This window comes from Bradyrhizobium sp. GW821-FHT13H06 (assembly GCF_058803975.1).
This window is the reverse complement of sequence record NZ_JBXAPN010000004.1, coordinates 751,255-776,954: the sequence shown is the minus strand read 5'-3', so window position 1 is coordinate 776,954 and position 25,700 is coordinate 751,255. Positions and strand designations below refer to the sequence as shown.

The window sequence follows — 25,700 nt, the reverse complement described above, 5'->3', positions numbered from 1 at the left end:
GAGGAGAGCATTCGTAGCTTGCGCGGCTGGCCGCTGATTGCGGCAATGTGCATCGGTCAGCTCGGCAATCTCCTGCCGCATGTGACGTTGTCCGCGAATCTGGCGCAGCACCTGATGCCGGCGTGGGGGTTGTCCGCCGCGGAAGGCGGGCTGATGGCGAGCGGCTACGCGTTCGGCTACATGCTGGCGGTGCCCGTGCTCACGACCTTGACCGATCGCATCGATGCACGACTCGTGCTCCTGGGCGGCTCTGTCGTCAGCGGAGTCGCGACCGTCGCGTTCGGGATCTTCGCGCAAGGGTTCTGGTCGGGGACCATCATCTGGTCGCTCGCGGGTTTGGGTTTTGCCGGTGCCTACATGCCAGGGCTCAAGGCGCTGACCGACCGGTTGCCGGCCGGCGACACCTCACGGGCGGTAACGCTGTACACGTCGAGCTTCTCGGTCGGCGTCGGCCTGTCCTTCCTGATCGCGCAAATCCTCGCCGATCGCTGGGGGTGGCGGACGGCATTCTACGTGACGGGTATCGGGCCGATTGCGATGGTGGTCGCGTGTCTTGCGATCGAGGGCCGCCGCCCCACTCCCAGAGCAGGACGCCTGCTGAACTTTGCACCCGTTTTCGCCAACCGCGAGGCGCTCGGCTACATCTTCGGTTACGGCGCTCACTGCTTCGAGCTCTATGGCATTCGCACCTGGCTGGTCGGATTCTGGACCTTCGTCGTTGCGCATCAAGGCGCGCCCTCATGGCTCTCTCCGGTCCTGATGAGCTTCTGCTTCGCGGTGATCTCGATGCCGGCCAGTATCCTCGGCAATGAGGCCGCCCTGAAATTCGGGCGGCATCGTGCGATCACGGTGGTGATGATCGCTTCGGCCTGCGTTGCGCTCGCCATCGGCCTCAACGCGACGGCTCCGGCATGGGGGCTGGCGTTGCTGCTGATGATCTATGGCCTGACGGTGCCGGCGGATTCAGGCGCGCTGACGGCGGGCATGTCGGCTGCGGCTGTTTCCGAGCATCGCGGGGCGACCCTGGCCCTGCATTCGACGGTTGGCTTCGGCCTGTCCGCGATTGGAGCGTGGGGAACCGGGGCTGCGCTCGATGCTGCTGGCGGTCCGCAGAGTGCGAAGGGCTGGTTGCTCGTTTTCATCGTGCTCGCGGCCGGAATCGCGTTGGGCCCGCTCGCATTGCTGTGGGCGCGCATGACTCCGTCGGAGAAGCATCTATCGAGGTCAAGATAGCGAACCCGGGAGTTCGCTGCTCGGTCGGGGGTGATCGCGGTGACAGGTGCCGAACCCGCGGTCACGAATGCTTGACCCGGATCAAAGAATGCTTTCGGCAGCGGGATATGTTACAAACGCTGCGGTTCCAGAAAGTGTCCCAACAGTTAAAAGCAGATTAATGCGGATCGTCCGTACCATCCTGGCATTCGCCATCGCCCTATCCCTGGCGATGCTGCCGGTTGGCGTGTCCGCTTCCAGCCTCGCCATGTCGTCGGACGACATGCCGGCGACCATGGTCATGAGCGGCCACGGAGAAATGTCGATGGACGATTGCTGTCCCGACATGAAGGGAACGGGCTCCGACACCGGCGGCTACAAGTGCGGGATGGGGTTCTGCTGTGTCGGCAGCACCATCGCACTTGCGGATATCCGTCCTCTGGCTTTCGCATTCCTTGCCATAGCGTCGGGGGAAACCGTCATTCCCGACGATCAGGTCGTCGCCTTCCGCGGCGGCAGTCCTCCCTTCCGGCCCCCTCGAATCTGATCTCGCCAATTTGACGACGCGTGCGCACGGCTGCGCGCGTCGATGGCTGACGTGCGCGCGTCATGCGTCACGGCGGAAGATCAATTCATGAGGACAGGACAATGCTTTCCAGATTCAGCGCTGCGGCTCTTGCCGCCACCCTTTCGCTTGCCGCTTCGATCGCCATGGCGGGCGCGGGCGATTACGCTTTCGAGCCGGTCAATCCCGAGATGAAGAAGGGCGACGACGTCACGCTCGCCGTTCGCCTCACCAACAAGCAGACCGGCAAGCCGGTCTCCGACGCGGTGATCTTCAGGACTCGCGTGGACATGGCGCCTGACGGCATGGCCGACATGGAGTCGGCCGTCGCGCCGCTGCCGTCCCAAGAGCCGGGCGTCTATGCCTTCAAGACCGACCTGCCGATGGCCGGCCGCTATCAGGTCACGCTCTCGGCGAAGGTGCAGGGCGAGCCTGAGACGGTCACCAGCAAGGTCATCGTCAAGGCGACGAAGTGAGCCTTCGGGCGCCGCCGGACGGCGCCCGAACTTCTCTTTCCCGTTTACATGGACGCGCGCCCGCGGCGCGCGGTATCTGGCGATGAACACGCAACGTCTTCTCACCGCACTCGCGCTCACTGGCAGCCTGGCCCTGGGCGTTTTCTGGCTCATGAACGACGGCGGCTCGTCCGTCCATGCCGAGGTCGTCTCGGCCACGGCAGGCGGTGCCAAAACTCCGTTCTATTACCGCGATCCGAGCGGCGCGCCGCTCTGGTCGGCCGGGCCGCGGAAGGACGAGCGGGGGCGGGACTATCTGCCGGTCTACGATGACGATCAGGCAGCCCCTGCAGAGTCGAAGCCATCGCAAGCGGCCGCGTCGCGAAAAATTCTCTACTACCGCAATCCCATGGGGCTGCCCGACACCTCGCCCGTGCCGAAGAAGGATCCGATGGGAATGAACTACATCCCCGTTTACGAAGGTGACGACGTTGACGACGGGACGGTGAAGCTGTCGCCCGGCAAGATCCAGCGCACCGGCGTGAAGTCCGAGCCGGTGGCGCGGCGCGCGATCCGCGTCGCGGTCAAGGCGCCCGGCACAATTCAGCTGGACGAACGCCGCGTCTCGGTGATCGCGATGCGCGCCGAAAGCTTCGTGCAGAAGGTCGCGGACGTCACCACCGGCACCCGCGTGAAGGCGGGCCAGCCGGTGATGGAGATCTACAGCGCGGCGGTCGCGTCTGCGGCTGCCGAGTATCTCGCGACGATCACCTCGAAGACCGTCGGCGGCGTCGAGTCGTACGGCCGTGGCTCGCGGCAGCGGCTGGTCAATCTCGACGTTCCCGAGCAGGTGATCGCCGAGATGGAGAAGACGCGCGTCGCGCCCGTCACCATCCATTGGTCGGCGCCGCGCGACGGGATCGTGCTCGAGCGCAACGCGATCGAAGGCATGCGTGCCAATCCCGGCGACGTGCTGTTCCGGATCGCTGACACCTCGCTGGTCTGGGCGCTGGTCGACGTCGCCGAGCGCGATCTCGGCAATATCGGGGTGGGGCAGTCCGTTGCGGTGCGCGCGCGAAGCTTTCCCGGCCGCGCGTTCACCGGCAAGATCGCCGTGATCTATCCGCAGGTGAACCGCGAGACCCGGACGGTTCGCGTCCGGATCGAGCTCGCCAATCCCGACGCGGCGCTGCTGCCGGACATGTATGTTGATGCCGACATCGACACGGCAGATGGCGCGCCGGTCCTGGCGGTACAGGATAGCTCGGTGCTCGACACCGGCACGCGCCAGGCCGTTCTCGTCGACAAGGGGGACGGGCGCTTCGAGCCGCGGGACGTGAAGCTCGGCCGGCGCGGCGGCGGTTATATCGAGGTGCGGGACGGTCTTGCGGACGGCGAGGCGGTGGTCACATCCGCCAACTTCCTGATCGATGCGGAGAGCAATCTAAAGGCCGCGCTCAAAGGCTTCGCCGAGGCTGCTCCTCAGGCCTCCGACGCGGGCCATGCGGCGGGAGAGCACAAATGATCGCCCGCATCATCGCCTGGTCGGCGCGCAACCTGCTGCTGGTGCTGTTCGGCACCGGTTTTGCGGCCGCCGCCGGCCTCTACGCGCTGCTGCACCTGCCGCTGGATGCGATCCCGGACCTCTCGGACACCCAGGTCATCGTCTACACCGAATATCCCGGCCAGGCGCCGCAGGTGATCGAGGACCAGGTCACCTATCCCTTGACGACCGCGATGCTGACGGTGCCGAAATCGAAGGTGGTGCGCGGCTTCTCCTTCTTCGGCGTGTCATTCGTCTACGTCATCTTCGAGGACGGCACCGACATCTACTGGGCGCGCTCGCGCGTCATGGAATTCCTGAACGGCGCGTCGTCCAGGCTTCCCGCCGGCGTCACCCCGACCATCGGGCCAGACGCGACCGGCGTCGGCTGGGTCTACCAGTACGCCGTGATATCGAGGGAATTGAACCTCGCCGACACGCGCACGATCCAGGACTGGAATCTGAAGTTCGCACTGGCCAAGGCGGAAGGCGTCGCCGAGGTCGCCAGCATCGGCGGTTTCGTCAAGCAATACAACGTTGTCCTCGATCCGCAGCGGATGCGCGATCGCGGCATCAGCATGCAGAAGATCCGTGAAGCCATCCGCGCCAGCAATGCCGATGTCGGCGGGCGCACCGTCGAGCTGTCGGAGTTCGAATACGTCATTCGCGGCAAGGGCTACGTCAAGAGCGTCAACGATCTCGGCAACATCGTGCTGAAGACGAGCAACGGCACGCCGGTGCTGCTTCGGGACGTCGCCAATGTCGAGCTCGGGCCGGATGAGCGGCGCGGCATCGCCGAGCTGAACGGCGAAGGCGAGGTCGCAAGCGGCATCGTATTGCAGCGTTTCGGCGTCAACGCCCTCGACGTGATCGAGAACGTCAAGAAGCGCTTCAAGGAGATCGCGAGCAGCCTGCCGAAGTCGGTCGAGATCGTCCCGGTCTACGATCGCTCCAACCTGATCTACGCGGCCATCGACACGCTCAAGCACACGCTGGTCGAGGAGAGCATCGTCGTCGCGCTCGTCTGCATCGTGTTCCTGCTCCATGTCCGCAGCGCGCTGGTCGCCATCTTGATGCTGCTGGTCGGCGTGCTGATGGCGTTCGGCGCCATGAAGTTGCTGGGGCTGGGATCGAACATCATGAGCCTGGGGGGCATCGCGATTGCGATCGGTGCCATGGTGGATGCCGCGATCGTCATGATCGAGAACGCCCACAAGCACCTCGAACGCGCCAAGCCCGATCAGTCGCGCGTCCAGATCCTGATCGACGCGGCCTCCGAGGTCGGCCCTGCGCTGTTCTTCAGCCTGCTGATCATCACCGTGTCGTTCATGCCGATCTTCACGCTGGAATCGCAGGAGGGGCGGCTGTTCAGCCCGCTGGCGTTCACGAAAACCTTCGCGATGGCTGCTGCGGCCCTGCTGTCCGTCACCCTGGTGCCGGCGCTGATGGTGATCTTCGTCCGCGGCAGGATCGTGCCGGAGCACAGGAATTTTATCAACCGCTTCCTGATCTGGATCTACCGGCCGGTCATCAAGGGCGTGCTGCGTACCAAGACGCTGGTGATCCTGGCCTCGCTTGTCGTGCTCGCCGTCACGATCTGGCCGGCCCGGCAGCTCGGTACCGAGTTCATGCCGACGCTGAACGAGGGCACGCTGCTCTACATGCCGACGACGCTACCCGGCATCTCGGTCACCAAGGCGGCCGAGCTGATGCAGACGCAGGACCGCATCATTAAGTCGTTCCCGGAGGTCGCGTCCGTCTACGGCAAGGCGGGACGGGCGGCGACCGCGACCGATCCGGCGCCGACCGAGATGTTCGAGACAATCGTCAACCTGAAGCCGAAGGAGCAATGGCGTCCCGGCGTCACGGTCGACAGCCTGGTCGCGGAGATGGACAAGGCGCTGCAGTTTCCGGGCGTCTCCAACGCCTGGACCATGCCGATCAAGGCGCGCATCGACATGCTGTCCACCGGCATCCGCACGCCAGTCGGCGTCAAGGTGATGGGCACCGACCTCGTCGAGATCGACCGGCTGGCGAAGCAGGTCGAGCGGGTGATCAAGGCCGTTCCGGGCACGTCCTCGGCTTACGCCGAGCGCGGCATCGGCGGGTACTATCTCGAGATCGTGCCGGACCGCGAGGCGCTTGCCCGCTATGGCATCCTGATCCAGGACGTCCAGGACACCATCGCGGCCGCGCTCGGCGGCCAGACGGTCACGACGACGGTCGAAGGCCGGCAGCGGTTCACGGTGAACATGCGCTATCCGCGCGATCTGCGCGACAATCCGAAGGCCATCGCCAGCGATATCCTGGTGCCGATGCCGGCGGGCGGCGCGGTGCCGCTCGGCGAGGTCGCGAAGGTCGAGCCGGCGCGGGGGCCGACGTCGATCCGGACCGAGAACGGCCAGCTCGCGACCTACGTCTACGTCGACATCCGCGACCGTGACATCGGCAGCTACGTCGCCGACGCGCAACGCGCGGTGTCGGAAAGCATCGCGTTCCCGCCCGGATACTATGTTGTCTGGAGTGGTCAGTACGAGTATTTGCAGCGCGCCGCCGCCCGCCTGAAGATCGTCGTTCCGGTAACGCTCACGATCATCTTCCTGCTGCTGTACCTGAACTTCAGGGCCATGACCGAGACACTCATCGTGATGCTGTCGCTGCCCTTCGCGCTGGTCGGCGGCATCTGGATGATGTGGTGGCTCGGCTTCAACCTGTCGGTGGCCGTCGCCGTCGGCTTCATTGCGCTCGCCGGTGTCGCCGCCGAGACCGGCGTCGTGATGCTGATCTACCTCGAGCACGCGCTGGCCGAGCTGAAGGCGAAGCGCAGCGCCGAGGGCAGGGTCTTCACCCGGCGCGATCTCCACGAGGCCATCATGGAGGGCGCCGTCGAGCGCGTCCGTCCCAAGATGATGACGGTGGTCGCCATCATGGCGGGCCTGTTGCCGATCATGTGGAGCACCGGCACCGGGTCGGAGATCATGCAGCGCATCGCGGTGCCGATGATCGGCGGGATGATCTCGTCGACGCTGCTGACGCTGATCGTGATCCCCGCGATCTTCGGGTTGGTCAAGGGCTTCCACCTGTCTCCCGAGTCCGAGGACAAGGGACAACCGACCGAAATGTCAAAGCCGATCAGTCCGAGATTGCGGGTGCTGCAGTCTGCCGAATGAGGTCAGTCATGTTGAACGGCTGTCAGGAACGTTGGGGCGATGGAATTGATCACCGCATTGGTCGTCATCGCGCTAATATTGGGGACGGCGCTGGCATGAGAGGCGAACGTGCGGCGGTGACCTTTGCCGCACCTGAGGAGATCGGCTGGACCATTGAGCGGCGATGCCAGGAGATGCGCGCATGGGCTTCTACAACGACGTCATTCTGCCACGGCTTTGCGACCTTGCGATGCGCAACAAGGAACTTGCGCCCTACCGGCAGCGCGCGGCCCGTGCGGCCCAGGGCCGGGTCCTCGAGATCGGCGTCGGGTCCGGCCGCAACCTGCCGTTCTACGGAGCTACGGTGACGCAGCTTGTGGGTCTCGAGCCCGCTCCAAGGCTTCTCGAAATGGCGCGGCACGCGCCGCATCCGGACACTCCGGTCGATCTCGTTGAAGCGTCGGCCGAGGCTATGCCGATCGAGGACCGCAGCATCGACACGGTCCTGACGACCTGGACCATGTGCAGCATTCCGGACGTCGATCGCGCGATGACAGAGGCGCGGCGCGTGCTGAAACCGGGAGGGAAGCTGGTCTTCGTCGAGCATGGCCGCGCGCCCGAGCCGAACGTGCGCTGGTGGCAAGATCGCCTGACCCCCGCATGGATGCGCATCTCGGGCGGTTGCCATCTCAACCGGGACATCGCTGACGTCTTGACCCGGAACGGCTTTCGCATCGACGAGATGCGCACCGGCTATATGAACGGGCTGAAGCCCATGACGTTCATGTACGAGGGCCAGGCGAGCCCTCGTTGATGCCTTGAGATCCAGCGATGAGGAAAGGAATCCGAAGATGAGGGAACGCGGACATGTGATGACCCGTCGGTCGCTTGCAGGGCTGATGGCGGCGGCAGCGGCGGCAGTCCTGGCGAGGCCTGCCGTTGCGGCGCAGGCCGGAGAAACGACCGTCATGGTGCATAGGGATCCGAGCTGCGGCTGTTGCGCGGGCTGGGTGCAGCATCTCCGGGACGCAGGATTTGTCGTCCAGGTGGAGGAGACTGCCGATCTCGACGCGGTTCGGAATCGTCTCGGCATCCCCTCGGACCTGGCCGCGTGTCACACGGCAGAGGTCGCAGGTTATCTCATCGAGGGACATGTGCCGGCCGCAGCCGTGCGGCGCCTCCTCTCGGAGCGCCCCATTGCGAAAGGGCTCGCTGTGCCGGGCATGCCGGTCGGATCGCCCGGGATGGAAGGCGGCAAGCCGGAGCCTTACACGGTCGTGCTGTTCGGTGCCGATGGTCAAAGGCCATTCATGCGCTTTATCGGCTCGCAGGCGATCGGTTGAGAGCGCCTTGATCAGGGAGCGCTCCCAGCCGCCGCCGTCATGGAAACCGAGATCGCAACCTGCAAGGTCCCGCGTAGATCACCGGCGATGTTGCCGTTTACGCCATCGCCGAGTCATGATTGGTTGACGTCCTGCAACATGGGTAGAAAGTCATGAAGATCGTCGTTTTGATCATCGCCTTGTTCGCGCCCGCTGCCGCTTGGGCGCAGACGCCGTACGCCGGCATGCAGTCCCGCCACGTCAAGGCGCTTTCGGACCAGCAGATCGGCGATCTGCGGGCGGGGCGCGGCATGGGGCTCGCACTCGCGGCCGAGCTCAATGGTTATCCCGGGCCCTCCCACGTGCTCGAACTCGCGGACCAATTGGGATTGAACCCGGAGCAGCGGAGCAAGGTCGAGGCGATGTTCTCCGAGATGAAGGCCGAGACCACTCCCATCGGCGGCAGATTGATCGAGAACGAGGCGGAGCTGGATCGGCAGTTCGCCAGCCGCACGATCACCGACGAGAGCCTGGGATCCGCCACCGCGGCGATCGCGAAGACTCAGGGAGAGCTGCGGCAAGCCCATCTCAAATATCACCTGCGCACCGCGGCGGTTCTCGATCAGGCGCAATTGGCAAGATACGCCGAGCTGCGCGGGTACACGTCCGGCGGCGCGTCGCAGCGCCATCGTCACCATCAATGAGCTGGCGCACGGGCCGAGCGTTGCCGATCCCTGGATGACGCCAAAAGAGCCGGTGTCATCTTCCGCCGCTACGGCTGTGGAGGATAGCGGTCGAACGCCGGCAGTTCGTGCGCATGCTCCATCCAGCGAAGACGCTCGGCGACCTGGATCTGCATCGTTGCCGGCACGACCTCGGGATCGTCATAGGTCGCGCTCTGGATGTCGATGATTCCGGGCATGATGTTGGCATTGAAATAGAACAGGCCGGTGCCGCAGTCGCCGCAGAAGTGCCGCCGGCCATGTTCCGAGGAGTGGTACACCTTCGGCTCGCCCTTGGTCACCTTGACGGCATTGTCCGGATACATCGTCCAGCCGACGACCGGGGCGCCGGCGTGAAGTCGGCAGTCGCGGCAGTGGCACAGCGCGTGCACGATCGCGTCACCCTCGACCTCATAACGGATTGCGCCGCAGTGACAGCCGCCGGTGATGGTGCTCATGCGTTCCTCCGATCGAAAATGGTTTTGCCGATCGATAGCTCTCGAGGCGAGCCGCTTCAACGCCGCAATCGATCTGTGGTTGCGTCCTACTGTCGCCTGACAGCTGCTGCCATCACTCGCTAGAGCATGATCCGGACCCCAAGGGCCGCGTTAACGCATAGTGTGCAGCGGTTTTCCGAAAAGATCATGCTCAAGCAACAACCCAAAGCACGATGACGATTCATCCCGATCTCATCGCGCTTTGGTGTCAGATTGGACCGTGAGTTCAGGCTTCCGCGGATGCATCGCTTCTTCCATCCTCGTCGGCCTGGAGGATGGTTTCCGAAAGGAGTTCCGCGGCCTTCTGAAGCGGCGCGATGAACCGATCGAGTGCGGTGAAGCTCACCCGCGCCACGGGAACGGACACGCCCAGGCACGCGATCAGTTCGCGATCCGGGGACAGGATGGGAACTGCGCAGCCGACGACGCCTCTCACATATTCTTCGTTGGTCTTGGCCCAGCCCCGTCTGCGGGTTTCATCGAGCACCTTCATCAGGCTCTCGACATCGACGATCGTCGTTTCGGTATATCTGGTCAGAGCAAGGGCACGGCACAGCTTCTCTCGCGCGCGCTCGGGCAAGCGGCTCATGTAGATCTTGCCGGTCGACGTGCAGTGGAGTGGCGCCGCTTCTCCCGGATTGAATTGCAGGCCTTGAGGTTGCGAGACGCGGACGCTGTCGACATACGAAACGACATTGTCACGCACGACGCCGATCTCGCATTGCTCGCCGATCTCCGCGGCGACAGCGCGGAGCACGGCGTGCCGGCGAGCGGTCCGGAACGCTGCGCCGATCACCCGGGCCGACAACGTGACCAGTTGATTGCCGACCACATAGCGCTTTGTCCCCAGGGCTTTCTGCAGAAGCCCGCGCAGCTCCAGATTGCCGATCAGCCGGTGCGCAGTCGGCAGCGGCAGTGACAAGGCGCTCGCGATTTCCGCGACCGAGGCCGCTCTGGTCTGGCCGGCGACGTAACCGACGATCGCGAAGGCGCGGTCGAGCGGTCCGTTGAGGCTGGCTTCCGACATCTTCTTTCCCTCTATCAAACTTCGGAATCAAAAATTATCATTTTTCGGAATAAAAACTACTGAAATATGAAAATCAAAGTAGCCGGTTCGACGCTCTGCCCATATCGTTGGCGCTGCCCGGCGGTGAGCAGGAATTGTGCAGTGCGAGCCGCCGCGGACGCGCTCAGGAGAATGGGATGTCAGGACATTACGATGTTGATGCCGTGCGGAAGGAGTTTCCGGCTGCCGAGCGGATGACCTATCTCGACTCCGGCTTCCAGACGCCGCTCGCACGTCCCGTCAAAGCCGCGATCGACCGTTTCCTGAGCGAAGGTCTGGAGAGCGCAGGCCCCAAGAGCGTGTGGCTCGATCGCGTCGAGCAGACCCGCGCGAAGCTGGCGCGGCTCCTCGGTGCAGCGGCAGATGAGATCGCCTTCACCAAGAACACCTCGGAGAGCATGAACATCGCCGCGAACGCGCTGCCCCTGCACGCTGGCGACAAGGTCCTCATGATCCACGGCGATCATCCGAACAACGCGTACGCATTCCTCAATCTGCGACGCAAGGGCGTCGCGGTCGAATTTGTGCCGATGACCGAGGTCGTTGACGCCGCGAGCCTTCGTCCGCACGTCGATGCGAACACGAGGGCGATCTCGATGTCGCAGGTGACATTCCATGCCGGCCACCGCTTCGACGTCGAAAGCATCGGCGCGCTGTGCCGGGAGAGAGGCCTCTATTTCGTCGTCGACGTGATGCAGGCGATCGGCGTCGTGCCGATCGACGCCAAGGCGATGCACGCGACCTTCATCGGTTCGGGCAGTCACAAGGGACTGCTCGTGCCGCAGGGGCTGGGTCTGTTGTATTGGGACAAGTCCAGGACCGAACTCGAGCCGGCCTATCTGGCGGCTGCGAGCCTGGCGGAGATACCGGGCGATCTCATCGCCCGCGTCGACAGGCTCGATCCGGCCCCAAGCGCGCGTCGCTTCGAGCTTGGCAATTTCAATCTTCCGGCGATCCATGCACTCGGTGCCTCGCTCGACATGATCGAAGCGTTAGGCGTGCAGAACATCCGGAACCATTGCTTCGATCTCGGCGATCATCTCATCGCCCGGCTCGACGCGCTGGGCGTTCGTCTCGTCGGTCCTCGCGAGCGGCAGCATCGCGCGCCGCACATCTACGTCATCGCGCTGCCTGCCGCCGAATGGCTGGGCCATTTCGAGGAGAACGGGGTCCGCGTGTCGCCGGAGCGGGGCGGCATTCGCGTGTCGTTCGGGATGTTCAATACGTTCGCGGACGTCGACCGCCTGATCGAGATCATCCAGCGGCGCGGCGTGAAGCCATCATCGAGGGCCGCATAGGCCGTCCATCAAGGAGACGTACATGACGAACGTTGCGCGTGTCTTGAGCATTCTGTCCGGCCTCGCGGTCCTGGCCGCCATCAGCGGACCCTCGGTTGCCGCCGACAGTCCCACGCTTGCCAGGATCAAGTCGACCGGCGCCATCACCATCGGCCACCGCGAAGCCTCGATACCGTTCTCCTATCTCGGTCCTGACCAGAAGCCGATCGGCTTCTCGCTCGATCTCTGCGCAGCCATCGTCGAGCGCATCAAGGCGGAGACCGGCCTGCCCAATCTGAGGGTCAATTACGTTCCGGTGAACTCGTCCAACCGCATCCCGCTGATCCAGAGCGGCACCGTCGATATCGAGTGCGGAGGCACGGCGAACGACAGGAAGCGGCAGGAGCAGGTTTCGTTTTCCGTCGCCACTTTCGTGAGCCAGCCGCGCTGGCTGATCAAGGCGGACAGCGGCCTGAAGACGGCCGGCGATCTCAAGGGAAAGACGATCGTGGTGACCCAGGGCTCCAATGCCGTCGGCTTCGCGCAGGGCGTGAATGCGAGGGAGCAGCTCGGCTTCAACATCGTCCAGGCCAAGGATCATGCCGAATCCTTCTTGATGCTGAACACGGGCCGCGCGGCCGCCTTCATGGAAGACGACATCCTTCTCGCGGGCCTGAAGGCCGCTGCGCCGAAGCCGGATGCGCTGATATTTCTCCCCGAGGGCTACGCCAAGATCTATTATGGCCTGATGTTCACGAAGGGCGATACCGGCTTCAAGGCGCTCGTCGATGATGTCCTCTCCAATCAGATGGCGTCGGGTCAGTTCGAGAAGACCTACGCCAAGTGGTTCACCAGGCCGATCCCGCCCAAGGGCGAGAACTTGGCGTTCCCGCTGACGGTCGAGCTCACGGAACGGATCGCGCATCCCAGCGACGCCGTCGACTAGAGCGTCTTCGAGCGAAATGGATTCCGGTTCGTGTCAAGAAACGCGTGAAAACAAGAATCCACTTCGCGGCAAGGCGGAGAGTGTCCCGCAAACCGAGCCCTGAGGTTCGCCATGTTTGCAGTGCTTCTTGAACAGACGGCGGATGGCCAACGCTATATCGACTGGCTTCTGTCGGGCCTCGGCTGGACTCTGGCGCTGGCGTTCTTCGGTTGGTGGATCGCCTTCGCGGTCGGGGTCATCGTCGGCATCGGCCGCACCGTTCAGAACCGGATCGTTGCGGCCGTCGCGCGGTTGTATGTGGAAATCTTCCGCAACGTTCCTGTGCTCGTGCAGATGTTCCTCTGGTACTTCGTCCTGCCGGAGATTCTGCCCGTTGCGCTCGGAAATGCCATCAAGCAGATTCCTCCGCCTTGGGGATCATTCTTCCCGGCGCTCGTGTGCCTGGGACTCTACACTGCCGCCCGCATCGCCGAACAGGTTCGTGCCGGGATAGAGGCGTTGCCGAAGGGGCAAGTCGAGGCGGCAAGCGCGCTCGGGCTCAGCGGATATCTGCCCTATCGCCATATCATCCTGCCGCAGGCGCTGCGCTTGATCATACCGAGCCTGACCAGCGAGGTGATGGGCATCTACAAGAACACCTCCGTCGCACTCACGATCGGGCTGATGGAGCTGACGGCGCAGGCCCGGCAGATCAGCGAAGCGACGTTCCAGACCTTCACGGCTTTCGGCGCCGCGACGCTGATTTATCTCGCGCTGGCTCTGATTGCCTATCAGGGAATGGCGCTGATCGACAGGGCCGTGCGCATTCCGGGCACCGGGCGTGCGGAGAATGCGATCGAACCGGCCCCGACGCGCGCTGCCCAACAGGTCAGCTCCTTGCCCGACGCAATGGAGGTCGTGAAATGAACAGCCTCGATTTCTCCGTTGTTCTTCAGGCGTGGCCTTACCTCTGGTCGGGCCTGTTGTTTTCGCTGGCGCTGACCGCCATTGCATTCGTGGTCGGCCTGATCCTCGGGACCTGTTTCGCCCTGGTGCAGCACTTTGAAGTGCCTGTGATCGGTAAGCTCGTACGTGGCTATGTCGCCTTGATGCGCTCTATCCCGCTGATCCTCGTCCTGTTCTGGTTCTTCTTTCTGGTGCCGATCGTGCTTGGCCATCTCGGCGGGAGTGGCCGCCCCGTCCCGATCGGTGCCACCTGGACGGCGTTTATCACTTTCGGCCTGTTCGAGGCAGCCTACTATTCGGAAATCATCCGCGTCGGATTGAGGGCCGTGAACCGGGGGCAGTTCGAGGCGTGCCAGGCGCTCGCATTGTCCACCTTCGACACCTATCGCTCTGTGATCCTGCCGCAGGTGCTTCGCGTCGCGAGCCCGATCATTCTGAGCCAGACCATCATCCTGTTCCAGGACACCTCGCTAGTCTACGTTCTGTCGCTCACCGATCTACTCGGCGCAGCCTCGAAGCTTGCGCAGCTCAACGGCCGTCTCGTCGAGATGTATCTGGCCATTGCAGTGGTCTACCTCGCAATCAGCTCGGCGGCATCGCAATGCGTGGCATCCCTGCGCAGGCGCTATGCGATTGCGGGAACGCACCGGTAGCGGACCGAACGAAAAATCCTGTTCTTGGGAGAGGAAAATGCTTCAGCACACTGCCGGGAATGAGTCCAGCCGGTCGGCGTCGATCGTCGTCGTGGAGCATCTGGTGAAGCGGTTCGGCCACTTCACGGCCCTGAACGATGTCAATCTCAATGTCGCGGCAGGGGAGAAGATCGTGCTGTGTGGCCCCTCGGGCTCAGGCAAGTCGACGCTGATCCGCTGCATCAACCATATCGAGAAGCACGACGGCGGCCGGATCGTCGTCGATGGCGTCGAACTGACGGGCCGAATCCACGACATCAATGGCGTCCGCCGCGAGGTCGGCATGGTGTTCCAGAGCTTCAATCTGTTTCCGCATCTCTCGGTCGTCGAGAACTGCATGCTGGCGCCGATGAAGGTGCGGGGCTTGTCCCGCACGGATGCGCATGAGCGTGCGATCGCTGTTTTGCGGAAAGTGCGCATCCACGATCAGGCGAACAAATATCCGGGACAGCTCTCCGGCGGTCAGCAGCAGCGCGTTGCCATCGCGCGTGCGCTGTGCATGCAGCCGAAGATCATGCTGTTCGACGAGCCCACCTCTGCGCTCGATCCGGAGACGGTCAAGGAAGTGCTCGACACCATGGTGGCGCTCGCGCGTGACGGCATGACGATGGTTTGCGTCACGCATGAGATGGGCTTTGCCCGCGAGATCGCGGATCGGGTGGTGTTCATGGATCGCGGATCCATCGTCGAGGAAGCCGATCCTGAAACTTTCTTCCGTGCGCCCAGGACTGAGCGCGCGCGGGATTTTCTCGGCCAGATTATCCATTAGGTCGAATGACGTCAGGTCCCGGCCTCCGGCTTTGCATGCGCCTCGCAGCCCGCGCTGCCAAATGAAAAAACCCGCGGCGGATGGCTCCGCGCGGGTGTGACGAACTTTCGATGATGCCAGTATGCCGGTGTTTTGCCCGACGAGTCAAAGGTGCGCAAGCGTCGCCCGGTAGCTTCGTTATCGCCGACGGAAGAACGCAATGATTTCAACGCCCCCGCTACTGTGCATGGGGTTGTTTTCGCAGTTTTTGTTTTGCGCTGCTGAAATGGCCGCGCTCAGCGCCGGCTGCGTGGTGCTTCGGCCTTCGCTGGCGGCTCGGTCTGCGGCGCGCAGGTCGCCGCTGCCAGCGAGGCCTGCGCCTGTGGCATCAGGCCGGGCTCGGGGGCGAGCGCCTTCATCAGGATCAGGCCGGTGGTAGCAGGGGAATCGATGATCAGCCGGTCGGCCGCGGTGACCTCTTCGTCCTCGGGCAGCTCGCTGTGCTGCGCTTCGGTCATCAGGTCGAGTTCGATCACCTTGCGGCCCGCGGAGCGGTCGTTGATGGCGTAATAGGCGATCTCGTTGCGGGTGTAGAACGAAACAGAGGTGTAGGCCTGGCTCACCGGCACCGTCAGCTTGATCGGTCCGCCCGACAGATCGTAGCGGCAGATCGCCAGCGCGAAGGCCGGATCCATGAACGGCATCGGCGAAGTGTTGGGGTCGGCGAGGGGAAGCTGAGTGACGGCGTTCACCTTCGTCATCGGCGTCAGCCGCGAATAGGCATCCTGCGTCGCGATCCGCGGCAGCGCCAGCACGCTGACGAGATGGACCACGAGGCCCAGCACCACGCCGGCAACGATGGTGAACGCGAGCCGGATCATGAGCAGCCCGCCGTCGTGATGCTTGGCATCGGCGCATCGCGCTGGGTGCGCGTTGCGACCCCGACCGGGGTGTCGTAGAGGCGCAGCATCAAGGCGTAGCGCTCGATGCCGCCGGTCGGCAGCCAGTTGCCGGCACGGGAGCGCGAGGCGATGCGGATCTCGAACGAGCCGTCGGACTGCCGGACGATCTCCTGGCTGGTGAAGCCGTAGCGCTGCAGCGAATTGGCGACGAGATGGCCCTTGCGATCATACAGCGTCAGCGTCCAGAACCGCGCCGGCGGCGTCACGCCGGAGACGACGACATCGCAGCGGCCGTCGAGCGCCTTCTTCTTGTCGTCGGTGGTGGCGGTGAAGGCGACGCCGTCGCCGGTGCCGATCGGCAGCTCGCCGTTGCGCACGATGGTGGCGCGCGAATAGGGGTCGGCGTCGGCGGTGCCGGTGCGCGGCCGCGCGGTCCAGGCGCCGATGGTCAGCGTGCCGATCTCGGTGCCGCGCGTCGTCGTCATCCAGGTCGCGCCGACGCCGACCACCGTTGCGAGAAGAAGCGCCGTCAATGTGATCAGGATCAGCCGCACGGGTTTCGATCAGTTCTTGCGCGGAGCAGAGGCGTTGACGTTCTCTTCCGCGTAGTTTTGCGGGAAGGCGAGCGCGCTCGTCGCCGAGGACGGCTTCGCCAGCTTGCTGTCGTCGGCCGCGGATTTATTCGCGGTCCTGGCCGCATCATCGAGCAACTTCTCGACGCGCACCAGGACGTCGGCACCGCGCTTGGTCAGCACCGGCGGCGGACCCGGCTTGGTCTCCAGCACCTTCGCCGCCGCATTGGCCTGCGCGTTGGAGACGTGCTGCGGCGGCAGCTTCTGGCCCATGCCGATGCCGGGGATCTCCCGGACCTCGACGCCCTGATGGGCCGCGAGCATGATGTCGTGCCAGGTCTGCGCCGGCAGCGAGCCGCCGGTCATGCGATTGGTCGGCGAATAGTCGTCGTTGCCGTACCAGACCGCGCAGGTGAAGTTGCCGGTGTAGCCGACGAACCAGGCGTCGCGATACGCATTGGTCGTGCCGGTCTTGCCCGCGGTCGGAATGCCGTCGAGCGCGGCGCGGCGCGCGGTGCCTTCGCTGACGACGTGGCTCATCATGCCGGCCATGTCGGCGGCAACGGACGCGGGGATCGCCTGCCGCGGCTTCGGACCGTCGCGGTCCCAGCGCCAGACGAGGTCGCCGGCGCCGGTGCGCACTTCGAGCACCGCATGCGGCGTCACCGCCTTGCCGCGGTTGGGGAAGGTCGCGTAGGCGACGGCATGCTCGAGCACGGTGACTTCGTCCGAACCGATCGGCAGCGACGGCGTGTCGGGCAGCGGCGCCTTGAGACCGAAGCGGCGCGCGACCTCGACGATCTTGGCGCGGCCGATCTTGGCCGGGTTCGGCGCCTTCGGCTGCTCCCGCCGGCCGATCTCGATCGACAGCTTCACCGGCACGACGTTGATCGAGCGCGTGATCGCCTGCGTCAGCGTCACCGAGCCGGAATAGGAATGGCCATAATTCTGCGGGCACCAATTGCCGATGCAGACGGGGCCGTCGACCACGATCGAGTTCGGCGTGTAACCGTTCAGCAGCGCCGTGGTGTAGACGTAGGGCTTGAATGAGGATCCGGGCTGCCGATAGGCGTCGGTGGCGCGGTTGAACTGGCTGGCGCCGTAGTCGCGGCCGCCGACCATGGCGCGGATGCCGCCGTCGAGATCGGCGACGACGGTCGCAGCCTGCGTCGCGTGATAGTCGCGGCCGAACTGGCGCAGCTGGTTCTCGACCGCGTCCTCGGCCGCCTTCTGCACATTGGCGTCGATGGCGAGACGCACCACGAAGACGCGCTCGATATAGGACTTCGGGAAGGTGTCGACCAGCTTGCGCATCTCGTCGAAGGCGTAGTCGAGATAATAGTTCGGCGAAGCCTCGTCGCGGCGGTCGACGGCGAAGGCCGGATTGCGGCGGGCGCCGAACACCTGGCCCTCGGTCATGAAGCCGGCATCGACGAGGTTGTCGAGCACGACGTTGGCCCGGGCGCGGGCGGCGGGCAGGTTGATGTGGGGGGCGTATTTCGTCGGTGCCTTGAACAGGCCGGCGAGCATCGCAGCTTCCGCCAGCGTCACGTCGCGCGCCGACTTGTTGAAGTAGAAATGCGCCGCGCCGTCGACGCCGAACGTGCCGCCGCCCATATAGGCGCGGTCGAGATACAGCTTGAGGATCTCGTTCTTGGTCAGGCGCCATTCCAGCCAGATCGCGAGGAAGGCCTCGTTGACCTTGCGCTCGATGGTGCGCTCGTTGCTCAAGAACAGGTTCTTGGCGAGCTGCTGGGTGATCGAGGAGCCGCCCTGGCGGACGCCGCCGGCCTGGGCGTTGGTGACGAGCGCGCGCGCGGTGCCGGCGATGTCGATGCCGAAATGCTCGTAGAAGCGGCGGTCCTCGGTCGCCAGCGTCGCCTTGATCAGGACATCGGGAAAATCTTCCAGCGGGATCGAGTCGTTGTGCTTGATGCCGCGGCTGCCGATCGGATTGCCGTAGCGGTCGAGGAAGCTCACCGCGAGATCGGACTTCTTCAGCCAGTCCTCGTCCGCGGTCTCGCGAAAGGCAGGGATGGCGAGGGTGAGCATCACGACCAGGCCGCCGAGCCCGAGCGTGGCGGCCTCCGACAGCGGCTCGATGAACACCCAGCGCTTCCAGCGCCCGACATAGAACCGGTCCATGAAGGTCGAGTAGCGCTCGTAGAGCTCGCGGATGCCTTTGGCCGAGGAGAACAGCGAGGAGTCGATACGCGCATCGAGGTCGAGGAAGAAATTCCGGACCCCCTGCTTCCAATGCGGTGGTATGATCTGTCGCACCTAGAACCCTTGAGGCTTGCTTCGAGCGTTCAAGCACCCGGCCGGGGCGGCATCGAGACGTCTTGGGGGAATCTTGCGGCAAACCCAAGGCGCCCGGCCAGCATCCGAGGGACTTGCTGTTCCTTCTAGCCGAGCGGGGCCCATAAACCAATGGCCACGCTCGCGATTTTGAACAACAGGCCTAATTGACCCCGGGTCATTACGGGCTTCAGAGAGGCCTCGCTTGCACCCTTGCGGCCGCGCCCCCTAGATGGCGTCGCCGTAGCTCTTTCGAATTCTTGTTGAGGCGCATGACCGCAGCTCCCAAACGACCTTCAGGCCAGGAAGAATTCTTCTGGAAAACCAAGACGTTGGAAGAGATGTCGGCGGCCGAATGGGAAAGCCTGTGCGACGGCTGCGGCCGCTGCTGCCTGAACAAGCTCGAAGACGAGGACACCGGCAAGATCTACTTCACCCATGTCGGCTGCAAGCTGCTCGACGGGGCGAGCTGCGCCTGCAAGGACTATCCGAATCGTTCCGACAAGGTTCCGGATTGCGTCCGCCTGACCCCGGCCAATGTCCGCAGCCTGAACTGGCTGCCGCCGAGCTGCGGCTACAAGCTCGTCGCCGAGGGGCGCGACCTCTATTGGTGGCATCCGCTGGTTTCGGGCGATCCCAACACCGTGCATGAAGCCGGCGTTTCCGTCCGCGGCCGCGTCGAGGGGAGCGAGGAGGAGATCCCGGACGAGGAGCTCGAGAACCACATCGTGCAATGGCCGGCCGTGCTGCCGAAACGGGCCCGTCTGAAGCGACGCCCAAGGGACTGATCCGTCGCCCCTCGCGATCACGTGTTCGGGATGACCCCGGGGCGGGATGCACCCATGCGCCGTGGTGCCTGCCCGGGAAGAACTTTGCTGTCTACATTGGATTGCATAGAACGAATCCTTCGCGGCGTTGCGCCGCCACATGACGTCCGATGAGATGAACAAAATCGAACGGCAGAGTGCTGCCGACGTCCAGACATTGCCTGACGACATTGCCGACGAGCTTTCCCGCCTTCCCAGCGAGGTGTTGAGCGTCGATGACGCGCCGTCCATCGCGCCGCCGGTGCCGCTGACTTCCGACGAGGTCCGCACCATCGTCATCAGCCTGATGCTGACGATGTTCCTGGCAGCGCTCGACCAGACCATCGTGGCGACCGCGCTGCCGACCATCGGGCGACAGTTCCAGGACGTCTCCAATCTCTCCTGGGTGATCACAGCCTATCTGCTCGCCTCGACCGCGGTCGCGCCGGTGTTCGGCACGCTCAGCGACATCTATGGCCGCCGCGTCATGATCATCATCTCGCTCAGCCTGTTCGTCGCGGGCTCGGTGCTGTGCGCGATCGCGCCGAACATGCCGATGCTGATCCTGGCGCGCGGACTTCAGGGCCTCGGCGGCGGCGGCATCATGCCTGTCGTGCAGACCGTGATCTCCGACGTGGTGAGCCCACGCGAGCGCGGGCAATACCAGGCCTATTTCTCCAGCGTCTGGATGGTCGGCGGCATTCTCGGCCCGGTCATCGGCGGCGTGTTCGCCGAGCATCTGCACTGGTCGATGATCTTCTGGATCAACCTCCCGCTCTCGGCTGCCGCGATCGCGCTTCTGCTGCCGAAGATGAAGAAGATCCCGGTGTTCCACCGCAAGCGCAAGGTCGACTGGCTCGGCGGCGTGCTGCTGATGGCCTCCGCCGTCGTCTTCATGCTGGTGCTGACCTGGGGCGGCACGCGCTATCCGTGGCTGTCGCCGACCGTGCTCGCGATGGTCGGTGGCGCGGTCGCGCTCGTCGTCAGCTTCGTCTGGCACGCCCGGCGCGCGGACGAGCCGTTCCTGCCGCTGCCGCTGCTCGGCGGAAGCGTCGTGCCATTCGGGCTGATGGCGGGCGGTTGCGCGCTCGGCGCGATCACGGGCCTCACGGTCCAGCTGCCGCTCTACTACGAATCCGTCTATCACCTCAGCGCCAGCGAGGCGGGGCTTGCGCTGATCCCGCTCGCGGCGGTCTCGACCATCGGTGCGGCCGTCGCCGGCCGTACCATGGCGCGGGCCAAGCACTACAAGCGCGTCGCCATCATCGGCACGTCCTGGGCCGCGCTGTGCGGCCTTGGCCTGACGCTGACGACGCTGCCGCTCTGGGGCCTTTTGACGCTGATGGCTGCGTTCGCGCTCGGCCTCGGCACCACCTTTCCGGTCTGCGTGGTCTCGGTGCAGAATTCGGTCGCGCGGCCGCAGGTCGGCACCATCACCGGCGCCTTGAACTTCTTCCGCTCGCTGATGTCCTCGTTCACGGTCGCGGCTTTCGCAGCCATCCTGCTGATCGCGCTGGGTGCCGACATCCCGCTCGCCGGCGAGCATCATGCCGCAGGCGTCGTCAATGCCATTCCCGCCGAGGACATGCGGCATGCGTTCCGTTACGTCTTCGGCGCCGCCACCGCGCTGATGACGGGTGCTGCGCTGTGCCTGATCGCGATGGAGGAGCGGCCGCTGGCCGGCCCCACCGTGACCAAGCACGTCGAGATGGCGGAGTGAGCGGCTTTAGCCGCCGCGATCGGGATCGTCATTCCCTGCGTTCGTCTGCCGCGCTTTCGCCGCAAGCTGCCCCTTCAGCCGGGCGAGCGCCTCGGCCGACCAGTCACGAACATCGGTCACCGCGACCCAGGCGTCGACGTAATGCTCGGGTGCGTAGACATGGCCAAAGCCCATCGGCGTATGGGTCGCGACCGCCATGTCGAGGGCGAGCTGCAGCATCGTGACGATGGGATACCACTGCAGCTCAGGTGAGACGTCGGGTCCGCGCGGCACCGTCATCCAGGCCGGCGCCTGGTAGGCGTCGCGGTAGGAAAAGAACGTGATCGCGTCACTGGCATATTGCAGATAGACGACGCGCATCGCCCCCCAGGGCGCATCTGCCGGCACTGTCGCTCCATTCTGGTTCATGAAGCGGACGAAGCGGCCGTCGCGAAATTTCGGCAGCCACGCCGGCGTGCCCGGGTTGCGGTTCGCGGTGATCGAGCGCCAGATGCGGCTTTCGAACGGCGGCCCGCTCCAGAGCGCGCCCGCAATCGGATCGCCGATCGTCTCGAACAACTCCGCAGATTTTTCCGAGTTCATGGCGCCGAGACTGAGTCCGTGCAGATACAGCTGCGGCCGGCCGTCCTTCGGCAGCGTTGTCCAGTAGCCATAGATTTCAGCGAACAGCGCACGCGAGGCCTCTGCTCCGTACTCCGGCTGGAAGAGCAGCGACAGCGGGCTGTTGAGATAAGAGTACTGTATCGCCACGCTCGCGACATCGCCATGGTGGAGGCATTCCACCGTGTCCATCGCGGCCGGATCGATCCAGCCGGTGCCGGTCGGCGTGATCACGACCAGGACCTTGCGCTCAAAACCGTGCTGACGCTTCAGCTCGTCGAGCGCGAGCTTGGCGCGCGCCCGCGGCGTGTCGCGGCCGGCGAGTCCCACATAGACGCGCACGGGATCCTGGGCGGACCGTCCCGTGAAGGCGCTGATCTCGGCTGCGGTCGGGGCCGAGGCAATGAACCGGCGCCCCATGCGCCCGAGCTCCCGCCACTTCACGAGGGAGTCCGGGCCACCCGTCCGGTTCGACGCGGTCGGCTGCGGCCGCTCCGGCTCGAGCAGAATGTCGAGCTCGCGAAAGGAGGAGTCGAGCGCGTTGAATGCGGTGCGGATCAGGACATTGCTGGCGATCGACCAGAACAGCAAGCCCGCGATCAGCACGCCGATGACGTTCGCCACTTTCGGCGGGATGACGTGCCGCGCGCGGGCGGCGAGAAAGCCGGCGACCAGCGTGAACAGCCGTCCCAGCACCAGTAGCACCACGAACGTGACCAGGGCGATCGCGCAGACCTTGAACGGATGCGCGGTCTCGACCGGTGCCATCTTCATCACGGCGCGGATCGAGTTCTGCCATTCGGTGCTGCGCCATAGGCATACGATGACGACCAGCAGGCAGATGGCGGAGGCCAGCGCGTTCGCAATCGATCTCGCCCGCGCCGACGGTTCGGGCAATTCCAGATAGTGCCACAGCCGCCGCCACAGCACGCCGGCGAAATAGCCGATCGCAAAGCAGCCGCCGGCGAGGGCACCTTGCGTCAGATAGCTGCGCGGGATCAGCGTCGGCGTCAGCGCGGCCGCGAAGAGCAGCGCGCCCAGCATGACGCCGACGCCGGAGAGCGAGAGCAATTGGCGCCGAATGAACCACGCGAGACTCTTCAATGAATCCTCCGAGGTGATGCTATCCCTTGTCGCTCTTCATGGATCCGCTCTTGCGCGGCAGGAGAATCGTGAATTCGGCGAACTCTCCCGGCGCCGTCGCGACGTCGATCGTGCCGCCGTGCTGCTTCACCACGATGTCGTGGCTCATCGACAGCCCGAGGCCGGTGCCTTCGCCGGCCGGCTTGGTGGTGAAGAACGGATTGAACATCTTCTCCTTCACCTCGTCCGGAATGCCGGTGCCGTTGTCGCGGATGCGGATCTCGACGGCGTCGCCGCGGTCGCGCGTCGCGGCAAGCACCACCGGCGCGTAGTCGGCGGCGCCGTCCGCACTGCGCTTTGCGACCGCATGGAAGCCGTTCGAGATCAGGTTCAGCAGCACCCGGGTGATCTCCTGCGGAAACACTTCGGCTTGTCCGGCCGCGGGATCGAGCTCGCGCTCGAGCGTCACGTTGAACCCCGGCTTTTCGGCGCGCGCGCCGTGATAGGCGAGGTTGAGGCTTTCCTCGACCAGCGCGTTGATGTCGCTCGGCCCATGCTCGCCGCCGCTCTCGCGCGAATGCAGCAGCATGTTCTTGACGATGGAATCGGCGCGGCGGCCGTGCTGCACGATCTTTGCCAGATTGTCCTTCAGGAGTCCCGTCAGCTCCTCGACGTCCGCGCGCACGTTCTCGGCGAGCGATACCGGCGCAAGCACATCGTTCAGCTCCTCGGTCAGCTCGGCACACAGCGAGGCGAAATTGTTGACGAAGTTGAGCGGGTTCTTGATCTCGTGCGCGATGCCCGCGGTGAGCTGGCCGAGGGATGCGAGCTTCTCGGTCTGGATCAGCCGGTCCTGCGCGGCGCGCAAATCGTCCAGCGATCTGGCGAGCTCGCTTGTGCGGTCCTGCACCTCGTTGAACAGGCGCGTGTTCTCGACCGCGATCACTGCCTGGTCGGCAAAGGTCTTGAGCAGGTTGATCGCCTTGTCAGGGAAATGACCGGGCTCCGGCCGCGTGACGGCGATGGTGCCGATCGCGACGCCGTCGCGCAGCATCGGCACCACCAGGATGCTGCGGTAACCTCGCGTTCGCGCCAGCTCCTTCATGGCTTCGGTGAGGCCAGGTTCGCTCTGCATGTCGCCGCGGAAGGCATATTGTCCGCTTCGGGCCACCCGGCTGTGAATGCCCGAGCCCGACAGCGGCGCCGGGAAGGAGCTGAGCAGATCGGCGTTGCCGGCTTCATTGTCGGTGGTGAAGGCCGCCAGATGCAGCATGCCGTCGATGACGCGGGTGACCGTAGAGGAGTGTCCGCCGATCAGCGCCTTGGCGCTGTCGGAGATGGCCTGGAACACCGGCGTGACGTCTGATGGTGAGGCCGCGATCACCTTGAGGATATCGGCGGTCGCGGTCTGACGTTCCAGCGCTTCCCTGGTCGCGTTGAACAGGCTGACATTCTTGATCGCGATCACCGCCTGGTCGGCGAAGGTCTGGAGCAGCCGCACATGATGCTCGGCGAAGCTGCCAGTCGCACGGCGCGTGGCGATGATGATGCCGATGGCTTCGCCCTCGCTCATCAGCGGGGTAAACAGCATGCTGCGATAGCCCCGTGCACGCGCGATGTCGCGTGCGGCCGGCTCGAGCTCGGTGTCGGGCAGTTGCGCGGCGGTACCATTGGCAACGAGCTGGTAGGGCGGGAACTGTGCGAACGGCACGGGGAACGAGGCCTGGAGCACGCGATCGCCGGCCGGATCGGTCGGCGTGAATGCCGCAAGGTGGGCGGCGCCGTCGATATAACGCAGCACCGCGGTGGAGAAGCCACCGATCAGCCGGTTGGCATTGACGGCGATCGCCTCGAACACCGGCTGCACGTCGGACGGCGAGCCCGCCATCACCTTCAGGATGTCCGCGGTGGCGGTCTGGCGTTCAAGTGTCTCCTTCGTCTCATTGAACAGTCGTGCATTCTCGATCGCGATCACCGCCTGGTCGGCAAAGGTCTGGAGCAGCTGCACGAGGTCGGGCGCGAATGCGCCTGTTACAGCGCGCGTGACGCTGATCATGCCGACCGGCGCGCCCCGGTTCATCAGCGGCATGAACAGCACGCTGCGGAAGCCGCGCAGCCGCGCCAACTCCCGGTTCAGCGCCGGAACGTCGGCCGCCTCGCTGTCCGGAAACTGGATCGTCTCGCCGTCGCGTACCAGGGCAAAGGTCGGGAAGTCCGCGATCTTGCGCGGGAACGACGCCCTCAGCCCTTCGTCCGCCTCCGGGCTGGTCGGCGTGAACGCCACGAGGTGCAGCTCATCGCCGATGAACTGGAGCACCGTGGCGGAGAAGCCGCCGAGCAGGTGCTTCGAGCTGGACGCGATCGCCGCGAACACCGGTCGCGCGTCGGAGGGCGAGGCCGCGATGGTGCGCAGGATCTCGGCGCTCGCGCTCTGGCGATCCCGCGCGATCGCAAGCTCGCTGAGCAGCCGCGCGTTCTCGGCTGCAAGTTCAGCGGCGATATCCTTCGGAGGGTTGGTCATTCGCAATCCGGCTTGATGCCGCGACAGGCGCAGCACCGAGCCGGATTATCACATCCCGT

At 64.8% G+C, this 25,700-nt stretch carries 22 protein-coding genes; 15 read left to right on the top strand and 7 right to left on the bottom strand.

From position 1 onward, the window contains the following. Positions 1-45: 45 nt before the first annotated feature. The 8 genes from AC1RQP_RS20955 (at position 46) to AC1RQP_RS20920 (ending at position 8,950) form a co-directional block, all read left to right on the top strand. Positions 46-1,233: an MFS transporter gene (locus AC1RQP_RS20955; RefSeq protein ID WP_448046250.1), complete on the top strand. Its 1,188-nt coding sequence runs from the start codon at positions 46-48 to the stop codon at positions 1,231-1,233. A gap of 160 nt (positions 1,234-1,393) precedes the next feature. Beyond that, on the top strand, positions 1,394-1,759 hold the full coding sequence (locus AC1RQP_RS20950) for a hypothetical protein (protein WP_492938435.1): 366 nt from the start codon (positions 1,394-1,396) through the stop codon (positions 1,757-1,759). Positions 1,760-1,860: 101 nt separating this feature from the next. After that, positions 1,861-2,253: a FixH family protein gene (locus tag AC1RQP_RS20945; RefSeq protein WP_492938347.1), complete on the top strand. Its 393-nt coding sequence runs from the start codon at positions 1,861-1,863 to the stop codon at positions 2,251-2,253. An 82-nt stretch (positions 2,254-2,335) separates the two neighbouring features. Continuing rightward, positions 2,336-3,757: an efflux RND transporter periplasmic adaptor subunit gene (locus AC1RQP_RS20940; RefSeq protein WP_492938346.1), complete on the top strand. Its 1,422-nt coding sequence runs from the start codon at positions 2,336-2,338 to the stop codon at positions 3,755-3,757. After that, a complete protein-coding gene (locus AC1RQP_RS20935) occupies positions 3,754-6,945 on the top strand; it encodes an efflux RND transporter permease subunit (protein WP_492938345.1) in 3,192 nt (1,063 codons plus the stop codon). The genes AC1RQP_RS20940 and AC1RQP_RS20935 overlap by 4 nt, the downstream gene beginning before the upstream one ends. A 181-nt stretch (positions 6,946-7,126) precedes the next feature. Then, complete coding sequence (locus tag AC1RQP_RS20930) at positions 7,127-7,738, top strand: class I SAM-dependent methyltransferase (RefSeq protein WP_492938344.1); 612 nt, start codon at positions 7,127-7,129, stop codon at positions 7,736-7,738. A gap of 58 nt (positions 7,739-7,796) precedes the next feature. Beyond that, a complete protein-coding gene (locus tag AC1RQP_RS20925) occupies positions 7,797-8,267 on the top strand; it encodes a DUF411 domain-containing protein (protein ID WP_492938343.1) in 471 nt (156 codons plus the stop codon). A gap of 167 nt (positions 8,268-8,434) precedes the next feature. After that, positions 8,435-8,950 carry a Spy/CpxP family protein refolding chaperone gene (locus AC1RQP_RS20920; RefSeq protein ID WP_492938342.1) on the top strand — a complete coding sequence of 172 codons (516 nt, stop codon included), beginning with the start codon at positions 8,435-8,437 and terminating at the stop codon, positions 8,948-8,950. A 68-nt stretch (positions 8,951-9,018) separates the two neighbouring features. Here the strand turns inward: AC1RQP_RS20920 and AC1RQP_RS20915 are convergent, their stop codons facing one another. Together AC1RQP_RS20915 and AC1RQP_RS20910 are read right to left on the bottom strand one after the other, a co-directional pair. Further along, positions 9,019-9,426, bottom strand: coding sequence for a GFA family protein (locus AC1RQP_RS20915; RefSeq protein ID WP_492938341.1), 408 nt, complete (start codon positions 9,424-9,426; stop codon positions 9,019-9,021). 265 nt (positions 9,427-9,691) lie between these two features. Beyond that, on the bottom strand, positions 9,692-10,492 hold the full coding sequence (locus AC1RQP_RS20910; RefSeq protein WP_239622407.1) for an IclR family transcriptional regulator: 801 nt from the start codon (positions 10,490-10,492) through the stop codon (positions 9,692-9,694). Positions 10,493-10,668: 176 nt separating this feature from the next. On the opposite strand from AC1RQP_RS20910, the gene AC1RQP_RS20905 reads away from it, so the two are divergent. From AC1RQP_RS20905 to AC1RQP_RS20885, 5 genes are all read left to right on the top strand, one after another. Next, positions 10,669-11,829 (top strand): aminotransferase class V-fold PLP-dependent enzyme, encoded by a 1,161-nt coding sequence (locus AC1RQP_RS20905; protein WP_239622408.1) that lies wholly within the window; start codon positions 10,669-10,671, stop codon positions 11,827-11,829. Between the two features lie 22 nt (positions 11,830-11,851). After that, on the top strand, positions 11,852-12,754 hold the full coding sequence (locus tag AC1RQP_RS20900) for an amino acid ABC transporter substrate-binding protein (protein ID WP_239622409.1): 903 nt from the start codon (positions 11,852-11,854) through the stop codon (positions 12,752-12,754). 111 nt (positions 12,755-12,865) lie between these two features. Beyond that, complete coding sequence (locus AC1RQP_RS20895) at positions 12,866-13,660, top strand: amino acid ABC transporter permease (protein WP_492938340.1); 795 nt, start codon at positions 12,866-12,868, stop codon at positions 13,658-13,660. Continuing rightward, the gene (locus AC1RQP_RS20890) at positions 13,657-14,352 is read left to right on the top strand and encodes an amino acid ABC transporter permease (RefSeq protein WP_239622411.1); all 696 of its coding nucleotides are present in this window, start codon (positions 13,657-13,659) and stop codon (positions 14,350-14,352) included. Before AC1RQP_RS20895 ends, AC1RQP_RS20890 begins: the two co-directional genes overlap by 4 nt. 37 nt (positions 14,353-14,389) lie before the next feature. Beyond that, positions 14,390-15,160: an amino acid ABC transporter ATP-binding protein gene (locus AC1RQP_RS20885; protein WP_275973688.1), complete on the top strand. Its 771-nt coding sequence runs from the start codon at positions 14,390-14,392 to the stop codon at positions 15,158-15,160. Between the two features lie 275 nt (positions 15,161-15,435). On the opposite strand, the gene AC1RQP_RS20880 is transcribed toward AC1RQP_RS20885, so the two are convergent. Genes AC1RQP_RS20880 through AC1RQP_RS20870 form a run of 3 tightly spaced genes read right to left on the bottom strand, consistent with a single transcriptional unit; the run spans position 15,436 to position 18,893 of the window. Next, a complete protein-coding gene (locus AC1RQP_RS20880) occupies positions 15,436-16,020 on the bottom strand; it encodes a DUF1254 domain-containing protein (protein ID WP_239622412.1) in 585 nt (194 codons plus the stop codon). Further along, entirely contained in the window at positions 16,017-16,595 is a 579-nt protein-coding gene (locus tag AC1RQP_RS20875; RefSeq protein ID WP_239622413.1) for a DUF1214 domain-containing protein, read from the bottom strand. Before AC1RQP_RS20875 ends, AC1RQP_RS20880 begins: the two co-directional genes overlap by 4 nt. Before the next feature lie 9 nt (positions 16,596-16,604). After that, positions 16,605-18,893 (bottom strand): transglycosylase domain-containing protein, encoded by a 2,289-nt coding sequence (locus AC1RQP_RS20870; protein ID WP_492938339.1) that lies wholly within the window; start codon positions 18,891-18,893, stop codon positions 16,605-16,607. 290 nt (positions 18,894-19,183) lie between these two features. On the opposite strand from AC1RQP_RS20870, the gene AC1RQP_RS20865 reads away from it, so the two are divergent. Both AC1RQP_RS20865 and AC1RQP_RS20860 read left to right on the top strand, forming a co-directional pair. Then, a complete protein-coding gene (locus AC1RQP_RS20865) occupies positions 19,184-19,699 on the top strand; it encodes a YcgN family cysteine cluster protein (RefSeq protein WP_239622415.1) in 516 nt (171 codons plus the stop codon). Between the two features lie 154 nt (positions 19,700-19,853). Then, positions 19,854-21,437, top strand: coding sequence for an MDR family MFS transporter (locus AC1RQP_RS20860; protein ID WP_492938338.1), 1,584 nt, complete (start codon positions 19,854-19,856; stop codon positions 21,435-21,437). 6 nt (positions 21,438-21,443) lie between these two features. On the opposite strand, the gene AC1RQP_RS20855 is transcribed toward AC1RQP_RS20860, so the two are convergent. Further along, positions 21,444-23,081 (bottom strand): alpha/beta hydrolase, encoded by a 1,638-nt coding sequence (locus AC1RQP_RS20855; protein ID WP_492938434.1) that lies wholly within the window; start codon positions 23,079-23,081, stop codon positions 21,444-21,446. A gap of 79 nt (positions 23,082-23,160) precedes the next feature. Next, positions 23,161-25,641, bottom strand: coding sequence for a GAF domain-containing protein (locus AC1RQP_RS20850; RefSeq protein WP_492938337.1), 2,481 nt, complete (start codon positions 25,639-25,641; stop codon positions 23,161-23,163). Positions 25,642-25,700: the final 59 nt, after the last annotated feature.

Coding starts and splice junctions, on each gene's coding strand:
- AC1RQP_RS20885 (WP_275973688.1), top strand. CDS start 14,390: ATGCTTCAGCACACTGCCGGGAATGAGTCCAGCCGGTCGGCGTCGATC.
- AC1RQP_RS20850 (WP_492938337.1), bottom strand. CDS start 25,641: ATGACCAACCCTCCGAAGGATATCGCCGCTGAACTTGCAGCCGAGAAC.
- AC1RQP_RS20930 (WP_492938344.1), top strand. CDS start 7,127: ATGGGCTTCTACAACGACGTCATTCTGCCACGGCTTTGCGACCTTGCG.
- AC1RQP_RS20955 (WP_448046250.1), top strand. CDS start 46: ATGTGCATCGGTCAGCTCGGCAATCTCCTGCCGCATGTGACGTTGTCC.
- AC1RQP_RS20860 (WP_492938338.1), top strand. CDS start 19,854: ATGAACAAAATCGAACGGCAGAGTGCTGCCGACGTCCAGACATTGCCT.
- AC1RQP_RS20940 (WP_492938346.1), top strand. CDS start 2,336: ATGAACACGCAACGTCTTCTCACCGCACTCGCGCTCACTGGCAGCCTG.
- AC1RQP_RS20950 (WP_492938435.1), top strand. CDS start 1,394: ATGCGGATCGTCCGTACCATCCTGGCATTCGCCATCGCCCTATCCCTG.
- AC1RQP_RS20890 (WP_239622411.1), top strand. CDS start 13,657: ATGAACAGCCTCGATTTCTCCGTTGTTCTTCAGGCGTGGCCTTACCTC.
- AC1RQP_RS20865 (WP_239622415.1), top strand. CDS start 19,184: ATGACCGCAGCTCCCAAACGACCTTCAGGCCAGGAAGAATTCTTCTGG.
- AC1RQP_RS20880 (WP_239622412.1), bottom strand. CDS start 16,020: ATGATCCGGCTCGCGTTCACCATCGTTGCCGGCGTGGTGCTGGGCCTC.
- AC1RQP_RS20935 (WP_492938345.1), top strand. CDS start 3,754: ATGATCGCCCGCATCATCGCCTGGTCGGCGCGCAACCTGCTGCTGGTG.
- AC1RQP_RS20895 (WP_492938340.1), top strand. CDS start 12,866: ATGTTTGCAGTGCTTCTTGAACAGACGGCGGATGGCCAACGCTATATC.
- AC1RQP_RS20900 (WP_239622409.1), top strand. CDS start 11,852: ATGACGAACGTTGCGCGTGTCTTGAGCATTCTGTCCGGCCTCGCGGTC.
- AC1RQP_RS20925 (WP_492938343.1), top strand. CDS start 7,797: ATGACCCGTCGGTCGCTTGCAGGGCTGATGGCGGCGGCAGCGGCGGCA.
- AC1RQP_RS20855 (WP_492938434.1), bottom strand. CDS start 23,081: ATGCTGGGCGCGCTGCTCTTCGCGGCCGCGCTGACGCCGACGCTGATC.
- AC1RQP_RS20905 (WP_239622408.1), top strand. CDS start 10,669: ATGTCAGGACATTACGATGTTGATGCCGTGCGGAAGGAGTTTCCGGCT.
- AC1RQP_RS20945 (WP_492938347.1), top strand. CDS start 1,861: ATGCTTTCCAGATTCAGCGCTGCGGCTCTTGCCGCCACCCTTTCGCTT.
- AC1RQP_RS20915 (WP_492938341.1), bottom strand. CDS start 9,426: ATGAGCACCATCACCGGCGGCTGTCACTGCGGCGCAATCCGTTATGAG.
- AC1RQP_RS20910 (WP_239622407.1), bottom strand. CDS start 10,492: ATGTCGGAAGCCAGCCTCAACGGACCGCTCGACCGCGCCTTCGCGATC.